At 72.5% G+C, this 25,991-nt stretch carries 20 protein-coding genes; 13 read left to right on the plus strand and 7 right to left on the minus strand.

Annotated elements, in window-relative coordinates; all coding sequences use genetic code 11:
* The first annotated feature begins 9 nt into the window (after positions 1–9).
* Positions 10–1,317: an MFS transporter gene (locus M6G08_RS27095; protein ID WP_272589740.1), complete on the plus strand. Its 1,308-nt coding sequence runs from the start codon at positions 10–12 to the stop codon at positions 1,315–1,317.
* Positions 1,318–1,417: 100 nt separating this feature from the next.
* Here the strand turns inward: M6G08_RS27095 and M6G08_RS27100 are convergent, their stop codons facing one another.
* Genes M6G08_RS27100 through M6G08_RS27110 form a run of 3 tightly spaced genes read right to left on the minus strand, consistent with a single transcriptional unit; the run spans position 1,418 to position 4,361 of the window.
* Entirely contained in the window at positions 1,418–2,431 is a 1,014-nt protein-coding gene (locus tag M6G08_RS27100) for an ABC transporter substrate-binding protein (protein ID WP_272589741.1), read from the minus strand.
* A gap of 3 nt (positions 2,432–2,434) precedes the next feature.
* Positions 2,435–3,220, minus strand: coding sequence for an ABC transporter ATP-binding protein (locus M6G08_RS27105; RefSeq protein WP_272589742.1), 786 nt, complete (start codon positions 3,218–3,220; stop codon positions 2,435–2,437).
* 1 nt (position 3,221) lies between these two features.
* Positions 3,222–4,361 carry a FecCD family ABC transporter permease gene (locus M6G08_RS27110; RefSeq protein WP_383145182.1) on the minus strand — a complete coding sequence of 380 codons (1,140 nt, stop codon included), beginning with the start codon at positions 4,359–4,361 and terminating at the stop codon, positions 3,222–3,224.
* A 188-nt stretch (positions 4,362–4,549) separates the two neighbouring features.
* Here M6G08_RS27110 and M6G08_RS27115 point away from each other — a divergent pair, with 188 nt between their 5' ends.
* From M6G08_RS27115 to M6G08_RS27125, 3 genes are all read left to right on the plus strand, one after another.
* A complete protein-coding gene (locus M6G08_RS27115; protein WP_272589743.1) occupies positions 4,550–5,995 on the plus strand; it encodes a hypothetical protein in 1,446 nt (481 codons plus the stop codon).
* Between the two features lie 52 nt (positions 5,996–6,047).
* Positions 6,048–7,316 carry an AAA family ATPase gene (locus M6G08_RS27120; protein WP_272589744.1) on the plus strand — a complete coding sequence of 423 codons (1,269 nt, stop codon included), beginning with the start codon at positions 6,048–6,050 and terminating at the stop codon, positions 7,314–7,316.
* 77 nt (positions 7,317–7,393) lie between these two features.
* Positions 7,394–8,692 carry a vWA domain-containing protein gene (locus M6G08_RS27125; protein WP_383145175.1) on the plus strand — a complete coding sequence of 433 codons (1,299 nt, stop codon included), beginning with the start codon at positions 7,394–7,396 and terminating at the stop codon, positions 8,690–8,692.
* On the opposite strand, the gene M6G08_RS27130 is transcribed toward M6G08_RS27125, so the two are convergent.
* Positions 8,641–9,045, minus strand: coding sequence for a winged helix-turn-helix transcriptional regulator (locus M6G08_RS27130; protein WP_272589746.1), 405 nt, complete (start codon positions 9,043–9,045; stop codon positions 8,641–8,643). The two genes, M6G08_RS27125 and M6G08_RS27130, sit on opposite strands and share 52 nt — an antisense overlap.
* Positions 9,046–9,164: 119 nt before the next feature.
* On the opposite strand from M6G08_RS27130, the gene M6G08_RS27135 reads away from it, so the two are divergent.
* On the plus strand, positions 9,165–10,040 hold the full coding sequence (locus M6G08_RS27135) for an NAD(P)-dependent oxidoreductase (RefSeq protein WP_272589747.1): 876 nt from the start codon (positions 9,165–9,167) through the stop codon (positions 10,038–10,040).
* Positions 10,041–10,047: 7 nt separating this feature from the next.
* On the opposite strand, the gene M6G08_RS27140 is transcribed toward M6G08_RS27135, so the two are convergent.
* Positions 10,048–10,293, minus strand: a complete 246-nt coding sequence (locus M6G08_RS27140; protein WP_272589748.1) for a hypothetical protein — start codon at positions 10,291–10,293, stop codon at positions 10,048–10,050.
* A gap of 15 nt (positions 10,294–10,308) precedes the next feature.
* Between M6G08_RS27140 and M6G08_RS35930 the strand changes: the two genes are divergently transcribed.
* From M6G08_RS35930 to M6G08_RS27170, 6 genes are all read left to right on the plus strand, one after another.
* The gene (locus M6G08_RS35930) at positions 10,309–10,506 is read left to right on the plus strand and encodes a hypothetical protein (protein ID WP_336299019.1); all 198 of its coding nucleotides are present in this window, start codon (positions 10,309–10,311) and stop codon (positions 10,504–10,506) included.
* Between the two features lie 510 nt (positions 10,507–11,016).
* Positions 11,017–12,483: an aldehyde dehydrogenase family protein gene (locus M6G08_RS27150; RefSeq protein WP_272589749.1), complete on the plus strand. Its 1,467-nt coding sequence runs from the start codon at positions 11,017–11,019 to the stop codon at positions 12,481–12,483.
* Between the two features lie 42 nt (positions 12,484–12,525).
* Positions 12,526–14,088, plus strand: coding sequence for a GMC family oxidoreductase (locus M6G08_RS27155; protein ID WP_272589750.1), 1,563 nt, complete (start codon positions 12,526–12,528; stop codon positions 14,086–14,088).
* Positions 14,085–16,205 carry a choline BCCT transporter BetT gene (locus tag M6G08_RS27160; RefSeq protein WP_272589751.1) on the plus strand — a complete coding sequence of 707 codons (2,121 nt, stop codon included), beginning with the start codon at positions 14,085–14,087 and terminating at the stop codon, positions 16,203–16,205. Before M6G08_RS27155 ends, M6G08_RS27160 begins: the two co-directional genes overlap by 4 nt.
* Positions 16,206–16,269: 64 nt before the next feature.
* On the plus strand, positions 16,270–18,996 hold the full coding sequence (locus M6G08_RS27165) for a SpoIIE family protein phosphatase (RefSeq protein ID WP_272589752.1): 2,727 nt from the start codon (positions 16,270–16,272) through the stop codon (positions 18,994–18,996).
* A 72-nt stretch (positions 18,997–19,068) separates the two neighbouring features.
* Positions 19,069–21,471, plus strand: coding sequence for a SpoIIE family protein phosphatase (locus M6G08_RS27170; protein WP_272589753.1), 2,403 nt, complete (start codon positions 19,069–19,071; stop codon positions 21,469–21,471).
* Between the two features lie 18 nt (positions 21,472–21,489).
* Here the strand turns inward: M6G08_RS27170 and M6G08_RS27175 are convergent, their stop codons facing one another.
* A complete protein-coding gene (locus tag M6G08_RS27175) occupies positions 21,490–22,068 on the minus strand; it encodes a dihydrofolate reductase family protein (RefSeq protein WP_272589754.1) in 579 nt (192 codons plus the stop codon).
* Positions 22,069–22,274: 206 nt separating this feature from the next.
* Between M6G08_RS27175 and M6G08_RS27180 the strand changes: the two genes are divergently transcribed.
* Positions 22,275–23,450: a serine hydrolase domain-containing protein gene (locus tag M6G08_RS27180; protein WP_272589755.1), complete on the plus strand. Its 1,176-nt coding sequence runs from the start codon at positions 22,275–22,277 to the stop codon at positions 23,448–23,450.
* A gap of 22 nt (positions 23,451–23,472) precedes the next feature.
* Here the strand turns inward: M6G08_RS27180 and M6G08_RS27185 are convergent, their stop codons facing one another.
* Positions 23,473–24,273, minus strand: coding sequence for a VOC family protein (locus M6G08_RS27185; RefSeq protein ID WP_272589756.1), 801 nt, complete (start codon positions 24,271–24,273; stop codon positions 23,473–23,475).
* Positions 24,274–24,449: 176 nt separating this feature from the next.
* On the opposite strand from M6G08_RS27185, the gene M6G08_RS27190 reads away from it, so the two are divergent.
* Positions 24,450–25,955: a peptide MFS transporter gene (locus M6G08_RS27190; protein WP_272589757.1), complete on the plus strand. Its 1,506-nt coding sequence runs from the start codon at positions 24,450–24,452 to the stop codon at positions 25,953–25,955.
* The last annotated feature ends 36 nt before the right edge of the window (positions 25,956–25,991 follow it).

Here is a 25,991-nt window from a genome sequence, read left to right on the forward strand (position 1 = left end):
CGCGTCATCGTGCCCACCCCCTCCGCCCCGCCCGACGCCGTCGAGGACCGAGCCGCGAAGCAGCGGACCGTTCTGCTCGACATCGCCTTCCTCCGCCTCTGGACGGGCGCCACGGCGTCGGGCCTGGCCACCTGGGCCCTGCCGTTCGTGCTCGGCCTCGCGGTCCTCGACCGGACGCTCACCGCCACCGACCTGGGTCTGCTGCTCGCTGCCCGGACGATGGGGTTCCTCACCGCGGTGCCCATGGCCGGGGTGCTGGCCGACCGGCACTCCCGCCGGGGCGTCGTCCTGTGGGCGGGGCTCGCCGCCGGAGCCGCGGCCCCCGTGCTCGCCGCCGGACTGGACCGCTCGGTGCTGCTGATGGCCACGGCCGCCGCGGTGGCCGGCGCCGGGCAGGGCGCCTGCCGGCCCGCCTACCAGGCACTGACCGCCGAAGTGGTGAACGCCGACCGCAGGCAGCAGGCCAACGCCGCCATGACCTTGGCGGTACGGGCCACCACGCTCGTGGGGCCCTCGCTGGCCGCCCTGCTCGCCGTGTTCCTCAGCACCGGGGCGCTGCTGGTGGGCATCGGCCTGCTCTGGCTCGTCGCCGCGTGTGTTCCCGGACGCGGCGCGCGGCCCGACACCCTGAACGGCGCGTCCCAGCCCTCGGCCGGTACGGACAGGGCATCGTTCCTCACCGAGTTCACCGAGGGTGTCCGCGAGGCCCGCAGGCACCCGTGGTTCCTCGCCGGGCTGGGCGCGCTGACGGCGGTCATAGCCACCGGCTACTCCGCGACCGGCGTCGCCCTCCCCGTGGTCAGCAGGGACGAGTACGGCACCGAGGTCGTCCTCGCGGGTGCGATGACCGCGTACACCGCCGGGGCACTGGCCGGTGCGCTGCTCATCGCCCGCTGGCGTCCACGCTCCCCGGGCCGGGCCGCCCTGGCCGGGCTCGCCGCGTACGGATTCGCCCCGCTCAGCCTCGTGTTCCCCGTGCACCCGGTCGTCGTGATGGCCGCATACGCCGTCGCGGGCATCGGCATCGAACTGTTCAACGTACCGTGGTTCACCGCCGCCCAGCGCGAGGTGGCCCCCGACAAGCTGGCCCGGGTCTCCTCCCTGGACTTCCTGCTCTCCTACGGGCTCGCCCCGGTCGGACTCGCCGTCATCGCCCCCGCCATCGACGCCTTCGGTGCCAGGGCGGTGCTCGCGGGCTGCGCGGTCGTCTGCTTCGCGGCACCGGCGGCCGCCGCCCTCGTTCCCAGCACCCGGACCTTCTCCCAACCGCCGACGGGGACGGCCAACGCCCCTCGGGGGGCGGATCCCTCCGCCTGACGGGACCGCCCGCCCAGCCGTTCGCTCCCGCCGCCCGCGGTGGGCGGCGGGAGCGAACGGCGTGTCAGGGGCTGTGCCGCCGTCGGGGTGCGCCGGCGGTTCAGCTCTCGAGTTCGCGCAGGTACGCGGCGAACTTCTCCAGGCCGTCGATGTTGCGGGGGCCGCTGATGCCCTCGTTGTAGTCGAGGATGAAGAAGTTGTCCTTCTTCACGGCGGGCAGACCCTTGGTGTGGGGCGACTTCTTCAGAAAGTCGATCTTCTTCTGGGCGGGCATGTCGCCGTAGTCGAGGATGACGACGACCTCCGGCTCGGCCTCGGCGACGGATTCCCAGCTGACCTGGGTCCAGCGCTCGTCGAGACCGTCGAAGACGTTCTTGCCGCCCGCGGTCTTGATGATGTCGTTGGGCGGCACCTGATTGCCCGCGGTGAACGGCTGGTCGGTGCCGGAGTCGTAGAGGAAGACGGGTACCGGGTCGCCCTCCGGAGCCTTGGCCTCGACCTCCTTCACGCGCCTGCGCAACTCGCCGACCACCTCCGTGGCCCTGTCCTCGACCCGGAAGATCTTGCCGAGTCGTTCGAGGTCGGTGTAAAGGGCCTCGAAGGGGGTCACTTTCTCGGGGAACCCGGGGTAGTTGAAGCAGCTCTCGGTGTGCATGAAGCTCTGGATGCCGAGCGTGTCCAGGATCTCGGGCGTGATGCCACGCTCGTTCTTGAAGCCGGAGTTCCATCCGGCCACCACGAAGTCGGACTCGGCCTCGACCACGACCTCCTTGTTGAGGAGGTCGTCGCTGAGCATCTTCACCTTCGCGTACTCGGACGCCCACGGGGACTCGCTCACCGGAGGGTTGGCGGGCGGCATCACATAGCCGTACACGTGCTCGGTCAGGCCGAGGGCGAAGAGTTTGTCCGCGCTGCCGCCCTCGTAGGCGACGGCACGCTCGGGAACCGTGTACTCCACCGGTTCGCCGCAGCGCTTGACAGTGACCTTGCCGGAGGCCTTGGCGTCGTCCGAGTCGACCTCGGCGCCGCAGCCGCCGAGCACCAGTGCCGCCGCGAGGGCCGATCCGACGGCGGCACGCTGCCGGACGGCGGCGCGGGATCTGCTCATGAGCATGTGTCACATGACCTTTCCATGACGTGGGTCGAGCGAGTACAGCAGTTGGGGATCGCCCGTCAGCGGATGCGGGACGACACTGGCCCGCACTCCGAAGACCTCGGCGACCAGGCTCGGCGTGAGGACCTCCGCAGGGGCGCCGGAAGCGACCAGGCGGCCCTGGGAGAGCACGCCGAGCCGGTCGCAGGCGGCCGCGGCGAGATTGAGGTCGTGCAGGACGACGAGGACCGTGAGCCCCGAGCCGCGCAGGAGCGAGAGCAGGTCGACCTGGTGGCGGACGTCGAGGTGGTTGGTCGGCTCGTCGAGGACGAGGACTTTCGGCTCCTGCACCAGCGCGCGGGCGAGCAGGACGCGCTGGCGCTCCCCGCCCGAAAGCGTCAGAACCCCCCGGTGGGCGAGGTGCCCGATGTCGAGGCGGTCCATCACCCGCGCGCACAGTTCGCGCTCGCGGCCGCCGAGCGCCTGGTTACCGCGCAGATGCGGCGCGCGTCCGAGCGCGACGACCTCCTCGACCGTGAAGTCGAAGTCGACGCCGCCGTCCTGGGTCATCGCCGCGACGGTCCGGGCGGTGTGGCGCAGCGGGAGCCGGGTCAGGTCCCGCTCGCCCAGCCAGACGGTTCCGGAGCTGGGGCGCAAGGCCCGGTACACGCATCGCAGCGCGGTGGACTTGCCGCTTCCGTTCGGGCCGACCAGACCCACGACCTGTCCGTCCGTCACTTCCACGGACAAGGCGCGGACGAGGGTCCTGCCGTCGGTCACGACGGAGAGCTCGTCGAGTCTCAGGTCCATGTCAGCGCCCCCCGAAGGCGTAGGCCCTGCGGCGCATCAGGCCGATGAAGACGGGCACGCCCACGAGCGCGGTGACCACCCCGAGGGGCAGTTCGCGCGGGGCGGCCACGGTGCGGGCCGCCAGGTCGACCCACACCATGAAGACCGCCCCGGCCAGCGGGGCCACGGCGAGCACCCGGGCGTGGGTGGCACCGACGAGCATCCGCACCACGTGCGGCATGACGAGCCCGACGAACGCGATGGCGCCGCTGACCGCGACCATGACGCCCGTCACGAGCGAGACGAGGAGCAACAGCCCCCTCCGGTACCGGTCGGGACCGACCCCCAGGCTCGCGGCGGTCTCGTCACCGAGGGCCAGGACGTCCATCACCCTCCCGTACCGGTACAGGACGGCGAGTCCGCCCAGCACCACCACGGACACGACGGGCAGCGCGCCCCAGGTCGCGGCGCCGAAGCTGCCCATGGTCCAGTAAAGGACCATGCTCGTCGCCTCGGCGTCCGGTGCGAAGTAGACGATCAGGCTCATCACCGCCTGGAAGCCGAGCGACATGGCCACGCCCGTGAGGACGAGGCGCAGCGGCGAGAGGGTGCCCCGGCTCGCGGCGGCGGCGTACACCAGGAGCGAGGCGGCGAGCGCGCCGGCGAAGGCGCCGACGGACACCGCGTAGATGCCGAACGCGGCGAGTCCCCCGGTGACCGTGACGCCGACGGCGCCCACGGACGCGCCCGACGAGACGCCGAGGACGAAGGGGTCGGCCAGCGCGTTGCGCACCAGTGCCTGGACCGCCACGCCGACCGCACTGAGCCCCGCTCCCACCAGTGCCGCCAGCAGCACTCGGGGCGTTCGGATCTGCCAGACGATCTGGTACGTCGTCACCTCGTCGGGGGCGATGCGCCCGCCGCGGAGGGCCGCCCACAGATGGCGGGAGGTCTCCCCGGGGGAGATGACGGCGGGGCCGAGCCCGATGGCGACGACGACGGAAACCAGCAGGACCGCTGCCAGCCCCGCGCAGCCGAGCCACAGGGCCTCGCGGGAGGCGAGCCGGCCCTTCGCGGCCGCCGCGGGTGCGGACGCCGGCACCTCGGCCGGGCCGGCCGTGTCCGCGCTCGCCGACGGTATGGAGGTCGAAGGCGGAGGCACGTGGCCTACCTACACTTTCTCTCGATAATGGAAACCATGTTCAAGTCTGGGAATCTAGCACGCCCCGCCCACCGGCGGCGGATTGCGCCCGGAAGAGTGACAGATCATCCGCGAGTGGTTACGATGCCCGCGATGATGACCTTCTCCTCGTACGGATTGGGGGAATCGTTCGCGTCGGGTGAGTGCTGATGGCTCATCACCTCGCAAACGGTGTTCCACCCCACCAGTTGATGTGGCGGCGCGTACGTGAGTACGCCGTGCCACCGTCCATGATCGAGACCGCGACCGCGCGACGTGCGGTCGGCGACTGGGCGGGCGCGTGTGCCGCCGCCCGGATCGACGTCGATCTCGATCCGCGCGCCGTGGGCAAGCACCACGGCACCGACCTCGCCGCCCGCCTCCGGGCGGATCTGCGCCGGCTGGCGCCGGATCTGCTGCGCTGGCACATGCCCCGGATCGCCCCCGACGGGCGTCTGCGGCCCGGCCTCACGCTGTCCCTCGCCCGCTACCGCACTCCCGGCACGCCGGTCGTGCACCTCGTCGTCCGGACGCCGCCGGCCTGGGCGGACGCCGGACAGCGCATGTCGCTGGCCCTGTGGGACGGGTCCCGCCGCGGCACGGCCGGACACCATCCGCACCCGCATCCCGACCGGCGTTTCCGGCTCGACCTGCACCGGCACCTCTGGGACGCCGTACGCAGCGGCGACCTGTCCAGGCGGTGCGGTGCGGCCGGGCCCACGCACGGTCCGCCCGCCGGTTCCACTCCGCACGATCACCCCGAGGACTCCTGGGCAACGGGGCGTTGGGCCGCCGAGGCGGAACACCTGCTGCGGGCGGATGGGCTCCCTCGCGGGGCCTTCACCGTGCGACTCGGCGCCCGGAACCGCACCGTGTTCGAGCTCGCCGCGCCCGACGACAGCCACGTTCCGACGTTGCGTCCGCTGCGCGGCCCACTGCCGCCGCAGGCGGTCGCCGCGCTCCCGGTGCTGCCGGAGGCGGCGGTCCGCGTCCCGCCGGACCTGGAGCTGCTGCGGGCGGGACTGATCACGGCGGAACGCTTGCATCCGCTCGTGGCCGCGGCGCTTCCGGCGCCCGGTGCACCGCCCGTGCCGGGCGCCGCCCGTGGAGCCTTCCAAGAGGGCCCGGTGGCGGAGTCAGGCGATCCGCACACCGTGGAATGCCGGGGCGAGGTCCACCGGATCGCCCTGCGCGACGGTGCGCTGTCGGCGGTCGACCACGACGCCGACCAGCTGCGCCGGGAGGAACTGCTGGTGGCGCTCGGCGGGCCGCCGCTGCCCTGTCTGCGGGCCATCGACACCGTGCACCGCAGTCCCGAGGCCCTGCCCGCGGTCCGGGAGCGGCTCGCGCACGGCGACGTCGCCGGGGCACTGACCGTGGTCGAGGGACTCCTCGGCCCCGGTGCGCTCCTGCGGGACGGGCCGCTGCGGGACGCGCTGCGGTCCGCCGCGAGCCGCCGCATCGACCACGGGCTCTTCCGCTCGGGGCTCGTCGCCGTTCATCCGGCGGCGCGGACCGAGGAGGGGCACCGCCCCCGTGCCGACCGGCGCTTGCCGGAGTCGATGCGCCACAAGCGCGGCAGCAGGCCACGGCCCCGCACCGCCCGCACCGCCTGACCTTTCACGTATCACGCCACTCCTGTCCTTCCTCACACCCCAGGTGATGCCCATGACCTCCAGCACGCTCATGTCCCGGCCCGCCGAGACCCACGACCCCGAACTCGGCGTCGCCGACACCCTCCTGTCCCTGTTGCGGACCACCACCAGCGAACCGCGTCCCGACGAACAGCTCGAGGCGCTCACCCTGGCCGTCGCCGCCGACCTGCCCGTGCTGCTCTGGGGCGAGCCCGGCATCGGCAAGACCGCGGCCCTGACCCAGCTCGCCGACTCCCTCGACCTGCCGCTGACCACCGTCATCGCCAGTGTCCACGAACCGTCCGACTTCTCCGGGCTGCCGATCGTGGGCGACGATCCCGCCGTGCAGGGGGTGCCGATGGCGCCGCCGCAGTGGGCCGTTCAGCTGGTACGGGCGGGGCGAGGCCTGCTCTTCCTGGACGAACTGTCCACCGCCACCCCGGCCGTCCAGGCCGCGCTCCTGCGGGTCGTTCTCGAACGGCGGGTCGGAGCGCTGCGACTGCCGCCCGGCGTACGGATCGTGGCCGCCGCCAATCCGCGGGCGTCCGCCGCCGACGGGTGGGAGCTGAGCCCGCCGCTGGCCAACCGGTTCGTCCACCTGTACTGGACGCACGACCCCCAGGTGGTGGTACGTGGACTGGGCGGAGTATGGCCCCGGGCGGAACTGCCCCGGCTTCAGGCGCAACGGCTGCCGGAAGCGGTCGCGTTGGCCCGGCGAGCGGTCTGCGGTTTCCTCAAGGCCCGGCCGACGCTGATCCACCGGCTGCCGAGCAGCGAGGCACGGCGCGGCGGCGCGTGGCCCTCGCCCCGCAGCTGGGAGGCCGCGCTGACCCTGCTGGCCTTCGGTACGGCGGCCTCCGTCTCCCGGGACGTACTGGCGCTGCTGGTGCGGGGCGCCGTGGGGGACGGTGCCGGCCTCGAACTCCTCGCCCACCTGGACCGGATGGACCTGCCGGACCCGGAGACGCTGCTCGCCGACCCGGCGGCCGCGGACCTGCCCCAGCGGGGCGACCTGCGGCAGGCCACCTTGGAGGCGGTGGTCGCCGCCGTGGGGGCCAGGCCGCGACGGGAACGGTGGGAGGCCGCCTGGACGGTACTGGCCGGGGCGCTGGAGACCGGGACCCCGGACCTGCTGGTGGCCCCGGCGACCGCGCTGGCCGCACTGCGGCGCGACGACTGGGAGGTGCCGGAGACCGTGGAGCGGCTGACCGGGGTCATCGGGCTCGCCCGGCAGGCGGAACGGTCGGTGGGACGGGCCACGGGAAAGAGCGCCACCCGGCGGACGTCCGAGGCTGGCCGATGACGGGGACCGCGCGGCGGCCCGAGCCGCACCCGCACTCACGACCCAGCCCCCGGCCGGCGCGTCCGGTGCCGCGCCCCGTGTCCCCGCCCGCGCCGCCGCGCCCGGTGCGGGCCACCCCGCCCGGACCGCCCCGTGCCAGGGAATTTGGCGCCCGGCCGCCGCTCCGGCTCGACACCCGAAAACTGCTGGCCGCCCGGCTGCACGCGGTGAAGGTACGCCCCTACCTCGCCGACGCGCTCTTCGCACTGCACGTGGTCGAGGACCCGTCGGTGCCGACGATGGCGGTGGACGCCCACTGGCGCTGCTACGTCTCCCCCGCCTTCGTGGCACGCATGCCGGTGGAGCAGCTCGCCGGCGTATGGGTCCACGAGGTCTCCCACCTCCTGCGCGACCATCACGGACGAGGCGAGCGGTACGCGAGACAGCACGAGGAACACGGGCCGGGCCAACGGCTGCGGCGCAACATCGCGGCCGACTTCGAGATCAACGACGACATCTACGGTGACGGCCTGCCCCGCCCGCACGGCGCGGTGCTGCCCTCACTCCTGCGGCTGCCCTCCGGGCTGCTGATGGAGGATTACCTGCGCACCGCGTCGATGTCCCCGCTCGCCGCGGACCTGGCCTGGCTGGACTGCGGCAGCGGAGCCGACGGGCAGGCACGCCCGTGGGAGCTCGGGCCCGACGGCGCGCACGGACTGACCCGACAACAGCGGGACGCGGTGCGCTTCCGGGTGGCGCAGGGCATCAAGGGACGTCCCGGCAACGCACCCGACGGCTGGCGCCGATGGGCGGACGAGGCGTTCCACCCGCCGCAGCCGTGGCGCCAGCTGCTGGGGGCGGCGGTCCGCTCCGCCGTCGGCGCGCCGGGACCGGGCGACAACCACAGCTACCGGCGCCCGTCCCGCCGCTCGGCCAGCGTGCCCGGTGTGCTGCTGCCCAGTCTGCGCCGCACACCGCCGCGGGTCTGTGTCGTGATCGACACCTCCGGATCGGTGAGCGACGGCGAACTCGGCAGCGCGCTGCTGGAGGTCGCGGCCGTCACGCGCGCGGTCGGCGGCCGGCGCGACCTGGTCACCGTCATCTCCTGCGACGCCGCGGCCCGCACCGCGGCCCCCCTCTGCCAGGCCGAGAACATCGAGCTCCTCGGCGGCGGCGGGACCGACCTGCGTTCCGGCTTCACACGGGCCCTGCGCGCCCGGCACCGGCCCGACGTGATCGTCGCCCTGACGGACGGCCAGACACCCTGGCCCTCCGCACAACCTCCCTGCCGCACGGTGGTCGGACTCTTCCCCCGGCCGACCGGCATCGACACCGACGACCCCGACTACGTGCCCGACCTCCCGCCGCCCTGGGCGCGGGTCGTGACCATCGGCTGACGCACACTCACCTTCTCGGCACCGATCCGCCGCATGCGCTCGGTGCCCCACTGTCCCAGCGAGGCCAGCGCGGCGTTGAGCGAGACGCCGTGCTCGGTCAGGGAGTACTCCACCCTGGGCGGCACCTCGGGGTACACCTCACGGTGCACGAGCCCGTCCTCCTCCATCTCACGCAGATGCTGGACCAGCATCTTCTCGCTGACCCCCGGCAGACCGCGCCGGAGTTCGGCGAACCGGCGGGTCCCGTGATGGTGCAGCTCCCACAGGATCAGCGACTTCCACTTGCCGTTGACCACGTCCATCGCCGCGTCGATGCCGCAGAAGTAGGGACCACGTCGTGCCGCTGTCGCCATTCGCCCCTCCAAGGCGTACTTACCCGAGAGTGAGTACCCCACTAATTGGTCCGTACTGGTCAACCCTACCGACCACGGAGAGGATCGAACCGAACGACGAACAGAGGGGAATGAGAGCTGTGACGACCAACAGCGAAGACCGGGTGAGCGTTCTCGGGCTGGGGGCGATGGGAAGTGCCCTGGCGGGCGCCCTGGTGAAGGCCGGGCACCCGACGACGGTCTGGAACCGCACACCGGGCAAGCACGAAGACCTCGTCGCGCAGGGCGCGAAAGCCGCGGCCACGGCCGGTGACGCGGTCCGGTCCGGCCCCCTGGTGATCGCGTGTCTGCTGGACCACGCGTCGGTCCACGAGGTGCTCGACCCGCTCGCGGGCGAGCTGGCCGGACGCACCCTGATCAACGTGACGACGACGTCCCCGGCCCAGTCACGGGAGCTGGCCGACTGGGCCGCGCGCGCCGGCGTCGCGTACCTGGACGGCGGCATCATGGCCGTACCGCACATGATCGGCGCGCCCGGCTCGTCGATCCTCTACAGCGGGTCCGCCGACGTCTTCCGTCAGCACAAGCCACTGCTGGACGTCTGGGGAAGCAGTACCTACTTCGGTGAGGACGCCGGGCTGGCGTCGCTGTACGACCTCGCCCTGCTCTCGGGGATGTACGTCATGTTCGCCGGCTTCATGCACGGTGCCGCGATGGTCGCCCCGGCCGGCGTGACGGCGGGCGAGTTCGCCGCCATGGCCGCACCCTGGCTGACCGCCATGACCGGCGCCTTCGAAGGGTTCGCCGAGGTGATCGACGGCGGCGACTACACCGTGCCGGGGCAGCAGAGCCTCGACTTCTCCGACCTCGGCCACATCCTGGCGGCCGGCTCCGAGCAGGGCATCGACAACGACGCGGTCGCCATGGTGCAACGGCTGATCCGGCGTCAGGCCGACGCGGGACATGGGGCCGAGGGGTTCGCCCGGATCTACGAGAGCATCAGGCGACCGGGCTGAGCCGACGTCACGGGCCGGCGCGGCAGGCGGGCGGACGGGCCTCCAGCACGAGTGCGGTACCGGCCACGGTCCGGTTCTCGTGCATGGTGATCCGCCGGCCGGCCTCGACGTGCCGCCAGTGGGACGGGGTGAGCGGAACGAGCCGGACGGCGGCCCGGCCGCCGGACTCCAGGAAGGGGACGTCCTCGATCCAGAGCCCGGCGATGCTCACCGAAGCGCCCCCGGCGGGTGAGAGGTTGCCGATGTCCCGCATGGGCCGCAGCACACCGTGGCCGGCGATCGGCGTGCCGCGTCTCGCTTCCGCGGCGGGAGACAGGGTCAGTTCCGCCCGGACCATCCCGTTCCGTGCCTCGCCCTCGCCGAGCAGCGGCCCGGCCTGGTGACCACGCTGGCACTCGTCAACACCGGCCCCGGCATGGACGCCTTCATCGCCCCGGACGGCCCCGGGCTCGATCCCGCACGGTGACCACCGGCCGACGACCGGATCCGCCGGTTCGCGAGCACCGGATTCCGCGCGGGTCACCCGATCCCGCAGGAACTCGTGGACGACCTGCGCGGGATGACGTACCACGCGGTCACCGCCGCCATGCGCGCGTCCACCGCCAACCTGGGCCGGCAGGCGCTCCCCGACCGGCTGGCGGTCCTCGGCAAACCGCCGCTGGTGGTCTTCGGCGACCAGGACCGCAGATGGCGCCCTTCCTCCGCCGCCGACCACCGCGCGGTGCCCGGGGCGGAGGTGGAGATGCTGCCGGGCGCCGTCCACACGCCCATCCTGGAGGAACGCGGCGCACCGCCGGCCTGCCGCTTGCCTTCGCCGGGGCACACGCCACCGGCCGGGGCGCCCCCTGACCCGTGCTTCTCGCAGCCACTCGGGTACCGCGTCACTCCGAAGGGCGGCTCAGCAGACCCTCATGCCGCAGCAGAGGGTAATGTCCCGATTTGCTCGGGTCCGGTCCGTCACAGAGGAGAGTTCACGGTGAGTGACCTGTACATCGACGGTGAGTGGACCCGGCCGGCGGCCGGCGGGCGGCGCGAGGTGCTCAATCCGTACGACGCCTCCGTGGTCACCACCGTCGACGAGGCGGACGCCTCCGACGCGGACCGTGCGGTACGGGCCGCCCGCCGGGCCTTCGACGAGGAGGAGTGGGCGGACGTCCCCACCCGCCGGCGGGCCGACCTGCTGCTGCGCGTGCACTCCCTGCTGCTGCGCGACAAGGAGGACATCGCCCGCACCGAGACGCTGGACACCGGCAAGACGCTGACCGAGGCGCGTCTCGACGTGGAGGACGTGGCGAACGCCTTCCGCTACTACGGCGAGCTGGCCGACAAGGACGGCGGCCGGGTCGTGGACGTCGGCCCCGACGTCCTCAGCCGGGTCGTCCACCAGCCGGTCGGGGTGTGCGCCCTCATCGCGCCCTGGAACTACCCGCTGCTCCAGGCATCGTGGAAGGTGGCGCCGGCGCTGGCCGCCGGGAACACCGTCGTCCTCAAGCCGAGCGAGGTCACTCCGCTCACCACGATCACCATGGTCCGGCTCATCGAGGAGGCCGGGGCGCCGCCCGGCGTCGTCAATCTGGTCCTGGGAGCGGGCGCGACCGTCGGCGCCGCCCTCACCAGCCACCCCGAGGTTGACCTGGTGTCCTTCACCGGCGGTCTCGCCACCGGACGCGGCATCATGGCGGCGGCCGCCGAAGGGCCGAAGAAGGTGGCTCTCGAACTGGGCGGCAAGAACCCCAACGTCGTCTTCGAGGACGCGGACTTCGCCGCCGCCGTGGACTACGCGCTGGACGCGGCCTTCCTCCACTCCGGCCAGGTCTGTTCCGCCGGTTCCCGACTGCTGGTGCAGGACGGCCTGTACGACAGGTTCGTCGAGGCCCTCGCCGGCCGGGCCCGGGCGATCCGGCTCGGCAACGGCCTGGACGAGGGCACGGAGAGCGGACCGCTCAGCTCCGCCGAGCACCGTGACAAGGTCGAGCGGCACATCGCCGCCGCCCTGGAGGAGGGCGCCCGGCTCGTCACCGGGGGCGCCCGTCCGGACGATCCCGCGCTGAGCCGCGGCTACTTCCTGCTGCCGACCGTGTTCGCGGACTGCGACAGGTCGATGCGCATCGTCCAGGAGGAGGTCTTCGGCCCGGTCGTCACCGTCGAGCGCTTCCGCACGGAGGACGAGGCGGTGGAACTGGCCAACGACACCCGCTACGGCCTGGCCGGCGGCGTGTGGACCTCCGACGCGAGCCGCGCCCAGCGCGTCGCCCAGCGGCTCCGGCACGGCACCGTGTGGATCAACGACTTCCACCCCTACGTGCCGCAGGCGGAGTGGGGCGGCTTCGGTCACTCGGGCGTGGGGCGTGAGCTGGGGCCCTCCGGGCTGCGGGAGTACCAGGAGGCCAAGCACATCTACCAGAACCTCTCCCCCGCACCCTCCGGCTGGTTCAAGGGCTGAACCCGGCGCACCGCGCTCCCTCGGACGGACGAAAGGCACCCTATGGCCACCCCCACCCCGCACGGTCCGGAGACCGCCTACGACTACGTCATCGTCGGCGGCGGCACCGCCGGATGCGTGCTCGCGGCGCGCCTGAGCGAGGACCCCGAGTGCCGCGTCTGCGTCGTGGAGGGCGGCCCCAGCGACGTCGGCGACGACCGGATCCTGCGCCTGCGCAACTGGATCAACCTGCTCGGCTCGGAGTTCGACTACGGCTACACCACCGTCGAGCAGCCACGCGGCAACTCCCACATCCTGCACTCGCGGGCCCGGGTACTCGGCGGCTGCTCGTCCCACAACACGCTGATCAGCTTCCTGCCCCTCCCCCAGGACCTCGACGACTGGGTGGCCCGGGGCTGCGCCGGCTGGGACCCGGCGACCGTCCTGCCCTACCGGGACCGGCTGCGCACCAGCATCGTGCCGGTGGCCGAGGCGGACCGCAATCCCATCGCGAAGGACTTCGTCACCGCCGCGGCGCGCGCCCTGGACGTTCCGGTCGTCGACGACTTCAACGCCGAACCCTTCGCCGACGGCGCCGGCTTCTTCTCCCTGGCCTACGAGCCGGAGGGCAACCTGCGCTCCTCCGCCTCCGTCGCCTACCTGCACCCCGTGCTCGACCGCCCGAACCTCACCGTCCGCCTGGAAACCTGGGCCCACCGTCTGCTCACCGACGAAGCCGGGCGGACGACCCGCGTCGCCGTCCGCGGTCCCGACGGCCTCCCCGCCACCGTGCGCGCGGAACGCGAACTGCTCCTGTGCGCGGGAGCCGTCGACACCCCGCGGCTGCTGCTGCTCTCCGGCATCGGACCCGCCGACCAGTTGCGGGGCCTGGGCATCGACGTGCGGGCCGACCTGCCCGGGGTGGGCGAGAACCTGCTGGACCATCCCGAGTCGGTGATCGTCTGGGAGACGGCCGGACCGCTGCCGCCGAACTCCGCGATGGACTCCGACGCCGGACTGTTCCTGCGGCGCGAGACGGGACAGCCGCGGCCGGACCTGATGTTCCACTTCTACCAGGTGCCGTTCACCGTCAACACCGAACGCCTCGGCTACCCCACTCCGGAACACGGGGTCTGCATGACGCCGAACGTCCCGCGGGCCCGGTCCACCGGGCGCATGTGGCTGCGCAGCAGCAACCCCGCCGAGCATCCCGCGCTCGACTTCCGCTACTTCACCGACCCCGAAGGACACGACGAGCGGACCATCGTCGACGGTCTGCGGGTCGCCCGCGAGGTCGCCGCCACCGACCCGCTGCGCGACTGGCTGGTTCGCGAGGTGGCGCCCGGCCCGGAGGTGACCTCCTACGCCGATCTGTCGGAGTACGGGCGGCGTGCCGCGCACACCGTCTACCACCCGGCGGGCACCTGCCGGATGGGGGCGGCGGACGACCCGATGGCCGTCTGCGACCCGGAGTTGAGGCTGCGCGGCGTGGAGGGCGTACGCGTGGTGGACGCGTCGGTGTTCCCGACCATGCCCACCATCAACCCCATGGTGACGGTGCTGCTCGTCGCCGAACGCGCCGCCGACCTGCTCACCGGCCGCTCCGGTCCGCGGAGACAGTCATGACCGGCGGGCCCCAGCACGTCCCTCACACACCCGAGGAAGCGGCCGAGGAAGCGGCCCCGGCGGGCTCGGGCACGCTCAAGCCCGTGGTCTTCTTCGGTTCGGCCGCGCTGATCCTCGCGATCTCGCTGTGGGCGATCGTCACACCCTCCGGGGCCGAGAAGGCCATCGGCGTCGCCGTGGACAGGATCTCGTCCTGGTTCGGGTGGTACTACTTCCTCGCCGCGACGCTGTACCTGGTGTTCGTCGTCTTCATCGGCGTGTCCAAGTACGGCACGGTCAAGCTGGGCCCCAAGCACTACAAGCCGGACTACGGCCTCTTCGCCTGGGCGGCGATGCTGTTCGCCGCGGGCATCGGCATCGACCTGATGTTCTTCTCCGTCGCCGGCCCGGTCAGCCACTACCTCGCGCCGCCGCAGGGCTCCCCGGAGACCATCGAGGCGGCACGCCAGGCGGTGGTGTGGACCCTGTTCCACTACGGCATCACCGGCTGGGCCATGTACGCCCTCATGGGCATGGTGCTCGGCTACTTCGCCTTCCGCTACCGGCTGCCGCTGGCGATCCGCTCCGCGCTCTACCCGGTCATCGGCCGCCGCATCCACGGGCGGATCGGCGACGCCGTGGACCTGGCGGCCATCATCGGCACCGTGTTCGGCATCTCCGTGTCGCTCGGCATCGGCGTCGTACAGCTCAACTACGGGCTGAAGGTCCTGTTCGACGTACCCGAGGGGCTGCCCGCGCAGATCGCACTGATCGTGGTGGCGGTGGTGATGGCCACGGTGTCCGCCGTGGCGGGCGTCGACAAGGGCATCCGGCGGCTGTCCCAGCTCAACGTCCTGCTCGCCGTCCTGCTCATGCTCTACATCCTGATCGTGGGCGAACCCTTCCGGCTGCTCAACGCGCTGGTGCAGAACGTCGGGGACTACGTCAGCGGCTTCCCCTCGATGACCCTGAACACCTTCGCCTACGACCAGCCCACCGAGTGGCTGAACGCGTGGACGCTCTTCTTCTGGGCCTGGTGGATCGCCTGGGCGCCGTTCGTGGGCCTGTTCCTGGCGCGGATCTCCCGCGGCCGCACCCTGCGCCAGTTCGTCGCCGCGACGCTGATCATCCCGTTCCTGTTCACCGGTCTCTTCCTGGCGGTCTTCGGCAACAGCGCGCTGTTCGTCGTGCGGGACGGGAACACCGAGTTCGGCCGGACCGCGATGGCCCTGCCCGAGCAGGGCTTCTACGGGCTGCTGGAGCAGTACCCGGGCGCGTTGTTCAGCGCCGGCCTCGCGACGTTCGTCGGGCTGCTGCTGTACGTGACCTCCGCGGACTCCGGTGCGCTCGTCATGGGCAATCTCAGTTCCGACCTGCCGACTCCAGTGACGGACGCCGCTCCCTGGATGCGCATCTTCTGGGCCCTGACGACAGGCCTGCTCACCCTCGCCATGCTCCTCGTGGGAGGCGTGCAGGCGCTGACCGACGCCACCATCATCATGGGTCTGCCGTTCTCCGTCGTCATGTTCCTGATCATGATCGGGCTCTACCTGGCGTTGCGCACGGAGCGCATGCGGGAAGAGGCACTGACCACCTCGCTCCCGGCGTCGCTGTCCGGGCGCACCACTCAACAGGGCCCGCCGGGGGCGCGGAACTGGCGGCAGCGCCTGGCGCGGGCCACGACGTTCCCGGGCCGGCGGGCGGCCCGCCGCTTCGTCGACGACGTGTGCCGTCCCGCGTTCCGCGACGTCGCCGGAGAGCTGCGGGAGCAGGGCGCCGAGGCGACACTCCTGGAGGGCGTCAGCGAGGAGAACGGCCTCGCGCACGTCGGCCTGAACGTGCCGATCGGGCCGAGCGACGTGTTCGTCTACCGGGTGTGGCCCGTGGAGACGCCGACCCCCGGGTTCGCGACCCGTTCGGTCAGCACCCACGACACCTATGTGCGCTTCGAGGTCCAGTTGTCCGAGGGCAACCAGGGCTACGACGTGATGGGCTACACGAGGGAGCAGCTCATCGCCGACGTGCTCGACCAGTACGAGCGCCATCTGGAGTTCTTGCGGTTGCACCACGAGGCGACCAGCCGGTCGGCCCTGCCCGACCACCGCCCCGACGACCCGGAGGCACACCTGCCGGAGTAGCCCCGCCGGCGGCCACTGCCCCGCGCCTACCAGCCATTCCGCTGGAAAGTGCTAGAAATGGGGTATGCAGGGGCGTTCCGCTCGAAGGAACCGCGCAGACAGGCCGTCGGCCGACCTGTCCGGTGAGGAGAAGAGCCCGGGCCGGTGGTGGAGAGTGCGTGGGCGCAGCGTCGCCGGGCAGGTGCTCTTCCTGCAGGTCGTCGTCGCGGTGTTCCTGATCGTGGGGGCCGTCGCGGGGCTGACCCTCCAGGCGCGCAACGACGCCGAAGAGGACGCGCAGGCGAGGTCACGTGCTGTGGCGGAGACCCTCGCGCACGCGCCGGGCCTCATCGCGGCGCTGGAGTCCGGCGATCCCACGGCCGGGCTGCAGCCGTACGTGGCCGCGGCCCACAAAGGCACGGGGGTCGATTTCATCGTCGTCATGGCACCGGACGGCACGCGTCTGGCGGACACCGACCCGGGGCTGATCGGCGAGCGCGCGGAGGGTGTCGAGCGGGCGGCCGGGGGCGAGCCGTTCACCGAGATCTACGAGGGCGATCCGTCGGACGCGGCGCGCGCGGTCGTGCCGGTCACCGGTGATGGCGGGTCGGTCCTGGGGCTGGTCGCGGCAGGGGTGACTCTCGAGACGGTCGGGCAGTCCCTGCGGGGCCAGATTCCGGTGATCCTGGCCTCGGCGGGTGTCGCACTGCTCCTCGCCGTCGGCAGTGCCGCCCTGGTCAGCCGACGGCTGCGACGTCAGACGCGGGGCATCGGGCCGAGCGAGATGACCCGGATGTACGAACACCACGACGCGGTGCTGCACGCCGTCCGCGAGGGCGTGCTCATCACCGGCGGCGACGGCCGGCTGGTCCTGGCCAACGACGAGGCGCGACGGCTGCTGGACCTGCCGGAGGACGCCGACGGGCGGCACGTCACGGAGCTGGGCCTGAACCACGCCACGGTCGAACTGCTCCGCTCGGACCGTCCCGTGACGGACCAGGTGCATCTGGCCGGGGACCGACTGGTGTCCTTCAACACCAGGCGCACCGCCCCGTACGGCGGCCCCTCCGGGAACGTGACGACGCTGCGGGACACCACGGAGCTGCGAGCCCTGGCCGGCACGGCGGAGACGGCCCGTGAACGGCTGGACATCCTCCATGAGGCTGGGGTGCGCGTCGGCACCACCCTGAACGTGGTGCGGACGGCGGAAGAACTGGCGGATGTGGCCGTTCCGCGGTTCGCCGACTTCGTCACCGTGGATCTGCTGGGCGCCGTGACGGGCGGCGAGGAGCCGTCCGGCGCCCCTGGCCGGATGCGGCGCGCGGCCTTGCGCGGTGTCCGGACGGACCATCCGTTCCGGCCGGCCGGCAGCGTCGTCCCGACCGAGGCCGCGGGCACGCCGGCGGCAGCCGCGCCGGCGGGGGCGCGCGCGGTGCTGGAGACCGATCCGGCGGGCGTGCGCGCGTACGGCATCAGCTCGCTGGTCACGGTGCCGTTGCAGGCCCGCGGCATTCCGCTGGGCCTGGTCCGTTTCTGGCGGACCGGGACCTCGGAGCCCTTCGGCCCGGAGGACCTGACGTTCGCCGAGGAGCTGACCGCCCGTGCCGCGGTCGCCATCGACAACGCCCGCCGCTTCACCCGCGAGCACACGATGGCGGAGACCCTCCAGCGCAGCCTCCTGCCGCACGCCCTGCCCCACCAGAGCGGCCTCGACATCGCCTACCGCTACCTGCCCGCCCAGGCACGGGTCGGCGGCGACTGGTTCGACGTGATCCCCCTGCCCGGTGCCCGGGTGGCGCTCGTGGTCGGTGACGTCGTCGGGCACGGGCTGCACGCGGCGGCGACCATGGGCCGGCTGCGCACCGCCGTGCAGAACTTCTCGACGCTCGACCTGCCCCCGGACGAACTCCTCACCCACCTCGACGAATTGGTCAGCCGCCTCGACCAGGAGGATCCCGAGGGCAGAAGCGGGGAGGCGGTCACCGGCGCGACCTGCATCTACGCGGTGCACGACCCGGTCTCCGGGCTGTGCAGCATCTCCCGGGCCGGGCACCTCGCCCCCATGCTGGTCCACCCCGACGGCACCGTGGAGACCCCCGACGTGCCGCTCGCCCCGCCCCTGGGGCTGGGCGGCCTCCCCTTCGAGTCCGCCGAACTGCGCCTGCCCGAGGGCAGCACCCTCGTCCTCTACACCGACGGTCTGGTCGAGCGGCGCGACCGCGACATCGACACGGGGCTGGAGATGCTGCGCGGCACGCTCGCGGGCGCGCAGGACCGTACTCCGGAGCAGATCTGCGAGGCGGTGCTCGGCGGTCTGCTGCCCGAGCACCGCCGCGACGACGTCGCGCTGCTCGTCGCCCGCACCAGGCTGCTGGACCGCTCGCACGTCGCCGACTGGGACGTCCCCCGTGACCCGGCCGCCGTCGGCGCGGTCCGCAACGCGTGCAGCCGTCAACTGGCCGCCTGGGGGCTGGACGACCTCGCGTTCACCACGGAACTCGTCCTCAGCGAACTGCTCACGAACGCGATCCGGCACGGTTCGGAACCGATCCACGTGCGGCTGCTCCACGAGCGGGCGCTGATCTGCGAGGTGTCCGACGGCAGCAGCACCTCCCCCCATCTGCGCCGGGCGGCCACGACCGACGAGGGCGGACGCGGGCTGTTCCTCGTGGCGCAGCTCGCCCAGCGCTGGGGGACGCGCTACACGGCGACCGGCAAGGTGGTGTGGACGGAGCAGTCCCTGACGGAACCGACCTCGGCCGAAGGGGCACCGCCCGATCTCGCCGCGTTCCCGGACCTCGACGACCTGTGACCGCGGGGCTGCGGTTGTGCCCGCCCGGGGGACGGCGGATTCTGTAGGGGAGGAACGGGGCTGGTACCGGCTATGGCTGCATGGAACGCGGACGAGAACGCCGACCTGCGGGGTCCTCTCGACGTGTCCAGGGCGGCCACGATGGTCATCGACGCCCGGGACACGGTCGTCGGGTGGAGTCCGGCGGCGGAGCGGCTGCTCGGCTACCGGCCGGAGGAGGTCGTCGGCCGTCCGCTGTCCGCCTTCCTGTCGCCCGGCCCGAGCACCTCGGTCGCCCCGCTGTCCCACCGGCTCCGGGGGAACGAGACCCGCACCGCCCGGCGACGGGACGGGCTCGAGCTGGTCCTCGCCACCGCGGTGTCTCCCCTGTCCGGTTCCGGCACGGCGGAGCGCGTCCTCATCGCCACCGAGCTGAAGGACTTCCGGCTGTGGGACTTCCGGCTGGCCCTGTTCGACGGGCTGGCCACCCAGTCACCGGTCGGCCTGGCCGTCTACGACACCGACCTGCGTCTGATCTGGTGCAACACGGCGTACGAGCGAGAGATCGGACGTCCGTTCGCCGAGTTCCGGGGGCTCCGGGCCGATGCGCTGTACGCCGGTGGCAGGTTCGTGACCAAGGGGCACCCGCCCACCCTGGAAGCGGTCATGCGCCGGGTGCTCGACACCGGGGAGCCCTTCCTGGACCTGCATTTCCGGGGCCGGCCGCCCAGCGATCCGGAGACGGACCATCTCTGGTCCTGCGCCTACTACCGGCTCCAGGACGCCGACGGCCACGTCTTCGGGGTCTGCGAGGACGCGTTCGACATCTCCGACCGCCACCGGGCGCAGCAGCGGCTCGCCCTGCTCGTCGAGGCGGGCCGCGGGATCGGCACCGCCCTGGACGTGATGGTCACCGCCCGGAAGGTCACCGAGGTGGCGGTGCCGGGTTTCGCCACCACGGTCACGGTCGACCTGGCCGGCGAGGTGCTGGAGGGCGAGGTCCCGGCCGGCAGCGGCGTGACGCAGGCGCCGCTGGTCCGGGCAGCCCACTGCTCGGCCGGGGACGAGGCCGCCGCGGGGCCGGGTGGCACGTCCTCGCCCTCGCCCGTCCCGGAGCGTTCGCCCGTGGAGTACCCGTCCGGTTCGCCGCAGGACCGTTGTCTCTCCTCCGGTGGGCTCGTACTCGACGACACGACCCTCGTCGTGCCGCTCCGGGCGGGTGACGGCATGCTGGGACTCGTCACCTTCGTCCGCGGCGCCGCGGCGGCCGTCTTCGACGGCGGCGAGGTGGCGCTGGCCGACGAGCTGGTCGCCCGCACGGCCGTGTCCATCGACAACGCCCGGCGGTTCACCCGTGAGCGCACCGCCGCACTGACCCTGCAGCGCCAGTTGCTGCCCCAGAAACTGCCCGAGGGCTCGGCGGGCGAGCTGGCCTACCGGTATCTGCCCACGGACGACGTGACCGGCGTCGGCGGTGACTGGTTCGACGTCATCCCGCTGTCCGGGGCCCGGGTCGGACTCGTGGTCGGGGACGTGGTCGGCCACGGGTTGCAGGCGGCGGCCACCATGGGGCGGCTGCGTACGACCGTCCACGCGTTCGCCCAGATGGACATGGACCCGGTGGAGCTGCTGTCGCGGCTCGACGACCTGGTGGCCCAGTCGGCGGAGGAGCAGTGGGGCGAGATGGGCATGGCGGACGGCACCCACGCCGATGTGACCACCGGCGCGACCTGTCTCTACGCGGTCTACGACCCGGTCTCGCGGCGCTGTGTCATGGCCAGGGCCGGGCATCTGCCGCCGGCGGTCGTCGCCCCCGACGGCCGGGTCTCCTTCCCGGACCTGCCGGCCGGTCCGCCCCTCGGGCTGGGCGGCCTGCCGTTCGAGTCCATGGAGGTGGAACTGCCGGTGGGCAGTCTGCTGGCCCTCTTCACGGACGGCCTGGTCGAGGCCCGCGACCGCGACATCGATCACGGACTCGCCGTCCTGGGGCGGGTACTGAGCGACCGGTGCGCGTCCCTGGACCAACTGTGCGACCGGGTGGTGGCGGAACTCCTGCCGGGCGGGTCGACGGCCGACGACACCGCGCTGCTGCTCGTCCGCACCCGCGAACTCGACCACACGCAGGTGGCCTCGTGGGAGCTGCCCGCCGAACCGGTCACCGCGGGCCGGTTCAGGGACCTGACCACGCGGCAACTGCACCGGTGGGGCCTGGAGGAACTGTCCTTCACGACCGAGCTGGTCGTCAGCGAGCTGGTGACCAACGCCGTCAGGTACGCCGAAGGACCGGTCCAGGTGCGCCTCATCCGTGACCGCACCCTGTGGTGCGAGGTCGCCGACACCGGCCACACGTCACCGCACCTGCGGCACAGCGGCGAGGACGACGAGGGCGGGCGGGGGCTGTTCATCGTCGCCCAACTCGTCCAGCGCTGGGGCACGCGCTATTCCGGCTCCGGGAAGACCATCTGGACCGAACAAGCCCTGCCCGGACCGGACTGACGGGCCGCCCCGCGTCGGCTAGCCACCGGTGCCGGGCGGGCCGTCGAGCACCGTGGGGGCGTACTCCAGCAGCTGGAGCCGGCCGTCGAACGTGCGGTGCCCGACCAGGTCCAGGGCGACGTCCGGGTACTCGTCGAAGATGCGGTCCTTGCCGGTCGCGCCGGTGATGACCGGGAAGACGACCACCCGGAACCGGTCGACCACACCGGCCCGCAGGAGCGACCGGCACAGGCTGACGCTGCCGAGGGTGCGCAGGGGCCGGGAGCCGCGCCGCTTGAGGTCCCGCACGGTCTCCGCGGCGTCCCCGCGGACCAGCTCCGTGTTGGCCCAGACCGGCGGGGACGTAAGGGTCGAGGAGAACACCATCTTCGGCGCCGCCGTGAGCTTCACGAACACGGGGTTGTCGGCCATCTCGGCGGCGAAGCCGGACATCAGCCGGTACGTCGTCGCGCCCATCAGCGTGGTGCGGTCGCCCGCGGAGTCCTCGTCGAGCCAGGCGACGTACTCGGGCACGTCCATGCCCCACAGGCCCGGCCAGCCGTCCGCGGCCCCGTAGCCGTCGAGCGAGATGATGAAGTCCACCATGAGGTCCGGCATCGGCCTTGTCCTTCCCCGAAGTACGTGTGCGTACCGGTTATGACCGGCACGGAGCCCGGAAGTCATCGTCGCGCCGGGACGGACGCGACACGGAGGTGTGAACGCCCTCGAAACGCCTGAGCGGGACCGCGGCACCCAGCACACTGGCCGGGACCGGAGCCGCACGGTCTCCGGCTCCCCGCCCCGCTCACGAAACGAGGACTGACGTGCCGTCATCACCGCGTCGTCGTCTGGCCGCAGGTGCCGCCCTGGTCGCCGCGCTCGCCGGAGGGGTGGCCTCCTCCCCCGTGGCGTACGGAGCCCCCGCCGCCCCCGCCGCGGCGCGGACCGCCGCCCCGTCCCCCGACATGGCGGGCGTGGCCGCCGCCCTGAACGCCGCCGTGGCCGAGGGGGCGCCGGGCGCGATGGCCAGGTTCACCGGCCCGGAGGGGGCGCGGGCCCGGACGGCCGGGGTCCGCGACCGCGCCTCGGGCGCGGCCATGGACGTCCGGGCGCGTTTCCGCGTCGGCAGTGTCAGCAAGACCTTCACGGCCGTCGTGGTGCTGCAGCTCGTCGACGAGGGCAGGCTCGCGCTCGACGCCCCGGTCGACCGCTATCTGCCCGGGCTGCTGCCCGACGACCGGATCACGGTGCGGCACCTGCTGACCCACCGCAGCGGACTGGCGGACTACACGGACCGGATGTTCCACGAGACCGTGCCCGGCTTCGAGGCCGTGCGCGACCGGGTCTTCAGCCAGCGGGAACTCGTGGACCTCTCCCTCGCCGAGCCGCGCACCACCGAGCCCGGTGCGACGTACAAGTACTCCAACACCAACTTCGTGGTGGCCGGAATGCTCGTCGAGAGGGTCACCGGCCGGCCGGTGGCGCGCGCGTACCAGCAGCGGATCATCGGCCCCCTCGGACTGCGGGAGACCTCGTACGTGCATCCCGACCCCCGGATCGCGGGGCTGCGCGTGCGCGGGTACCTCCACCCCGACGAGGCCGGCGCCCCGCTGGTGGACTCCACGGAGCAGACGGTGTCGTGGGCCCAGTCGGCGGGGGCGGTCATCTCGGCCCCCGCCGACCTCAACACCTTCATGACCGCGCTGATGCGCGGCGGGCTGCTGTCGCCCCGCATGCTCGACGCCATGACCACCGTCACCCCGACGGACGCCACGAACACCCGGTTCTACGGGCTCGGCCTGCGCCGCTACGACCTCACCTGCGGCACGCGGGTGTACGGGCACACCGGCACCGTCCAGGGCTACTACACCTACGCGTTCGCGACCCGGGACGGCAGTCGCGGCCTCTCCGCGATGGCGAACACCTCGAACCGGGGCCAGGCCAACACGGCGCTCGGGGGCACCCTGGAGGCGGCCTTCTGCGGGAAGAAGCCGTCCTGAGGGTGGTCCGAAGTGGCACGTGTCAGCCTTCGCTCGGCTGGAGCACCACGAAGTCCGCGCCGGCCGGATCGAGGCAGACGGCCAGCCGGCCGACGCCCTCCGCGTCCTCCGGGCCCATCTGCACGCTGCCGCCGTTCCCGGTGACCGCGGCGACGGCGGCGTCGCAGTCGGTGACGGCGAAGACCGGGTGCCAGTACGGCCGGCCGCCCGCGAGGGCGAGATCCTGCTCCCTCAGCTGCATCAGCCCGCCGTGCATCCGCTCCTCGGGCTGCCCGGCGGGGGTGATGAGCGTGTAGGTGCCCCCGCCACCCGGCATCTCCATGTCGCCGAACTGCCAGCCGAAGACCCCGCCGTAGAACTCCTTGGCCGCGGCGGCGTCACTCGTGTACAGCTCCGTCCAGCACAGTGATCCCGGCTGGTCCACCAGCTCGACCCCGTTGGTCTTCCCCGGCTGCCAGACGGCGAACTGGCCGCCCAGCGGATCGCTGTACTGCGCCATCCGGCCCCAGTCCTCAAGGTCCATCGGCGCCACCCGCACCGTGCCGCCCGCGCCCTCGACCGCCCGGGTCGTGGCGTCGGCGTCGGCCACGGAGTGGTAGATCATCCAGGCCGGACGGGCGCCTTCCTCGGTGAGGCTGCCGAGGCCGGCGACGATCTTGCCGTCCTTGCGGAACATCCCGCCTTCCGGCCCCTCTCCCCCGCCGCCCATGGACTCGTACTCCCAGCCCAGGACCGCGCGGTAGAACGCCGCGGCGGCCGGAACGTCCGGGACGCCGACGTCGATCCAGCAGGGCGAGCCGGAGGCGAAATCAGTGGTGATCACGGCGATTCCCTTTCGCAGTTCCTGTGTCCTCCCAGCCTGACACCCACCACTGACAACCGCCCCTCGGCCGTGCGAGGGACACCGACCCACAGGGGCATGCGAACGTCGCAGTTGCGAAGCGAGCATGATCCCTGATCTCCTGACCGGCGAAACTCCCCCGACCGGCGACAGGAACCATGACAGACAGTGCCCACCCCGTGACAGCCGACGACGAGCAGCCGCCGTCCGAGGACGACCGCGCCTTCTTCGGACAACCCAAGGGACTGCTGACGCTGTCCGCCCTGGAGGTCTGGGAGCGGTTCTCGTTCCTGGGCATGCAGGCGATCCTGGTCCTGTACTTCGCCGACTCGGTGGCGAACGAGGGCCTCGGCATGGACGCGGGCACCGCCGCGTCCGTGTCGGCGGCCTACGGCACCCTCGTCTACCTGGTCTCCGTCGGGGGCGGCTGGCTCGCCGACCGCATCCTCGGCTCCTACCGGGCGGTCCTGTGGGGCGGCGTCCTCATCGCGCTGGGCCACTACTCCATGGCCGTGCCCACCGCCACCATGACCTGGGTCGGCCTGGGCCTGATCAGCGCCGGCACCGGGCTGCTCAAGCCCAACGTGGCCGCCATGGTCGGCAAGCTGTACCGCACCGACGACGACCGCCGCGACGCGGGCTTCGCGCTGTACTACATGGGCATCAACGTCGGCGCGTTCGCCGGCCCGCTGATCACCGGCTGGCTGGGCGAGCACCAGGGCTGGCACTGGGGCTTCTCGGCCGCCGCCTTCGGCATGACCCTCGGGCTGATCCAGTACATCGCCGGACGGCGGCACCTCGCCGGCCGCAAGCACGCCGCCGAGTTCGCCCTGGCCCCGGCGGCCATGCGGCGGGCCGTGTGGCTGATGACCGCCGGAGCCGTGGCCTTCGCCGTGCTGTGCGGGGTCCTCGCGGGGGTCGGCTGGCTCACCATGGGACGGTTCGTCGACGTCCTCACGCTCGTCTCGGTGGTCGCGCCGGTCGTCTACTTCTGGGTCATGTTCACCAGCCCCAGGGTCACCGCTCAGGAGCGCGGGCGGCTGCGGCCCTACATCGTGCTCTTCCTGGCCTCGGTGGTGTTCAACTTCATCCTCTTCCAGGCGTACTCGACGATGATGCTGCTCGCCTCCACGAACGCGAACACCAGCATCCTCGGGTTCGACTTCCCCTCCAGCTGGTACGCCTCCGCGCTCGGCGCCTTCGAGGTGGCGCTGGCGCCCGTGGTCGCCGCCGTCTGGGTGCGGATGGGCCGCCGGCAGCCGCACGCCTCGAACAAGATCGCGCTCGGTGTGATCCTCGGCGGCCTGTCGTTCCTCCTCATGGTGCTGCCGACCTCGGGTCACGAGGGCACCGACTACCGGATGGCCGCCTGGTGGATCGTCGGCTCCTACCTGCTGCTCGGCCTCGGCGACGTGCTCCTGGAGACCTCGGGCCTGTCGGCCAGCAGCAAGCTCGCGCCGAAGGCCTTCTCCAGCCAGACCATGGCCCTGTGGTTCCTCTCCCTCGCCCTCGCCAACGGCATCCAGGCCCAGGTGGTGAAGATCTACGACGATGTGTCCCACCCCGCGTACTTCGGCGTCAACGGCGCGATCGCCGTCGTCCTCGGCCTGGTCGTCGTCGCGCTCGCACCGTGGCTGCGGCGCACGATGCATCCCGTCCACTGACCACCGGCACCCGCCCCGACCACTGACCCGCCCGGC

It is taken from the genome of Streptomyces sp. M92, assembly GCF_028473745.1.
In the GTDB taxonomy this organism is placed as follows: domain Bacteria; phylum Actinomycetota; class Actinomycetes; order Streptomycetales; family Streptomycetaceae; genus Streptomyces.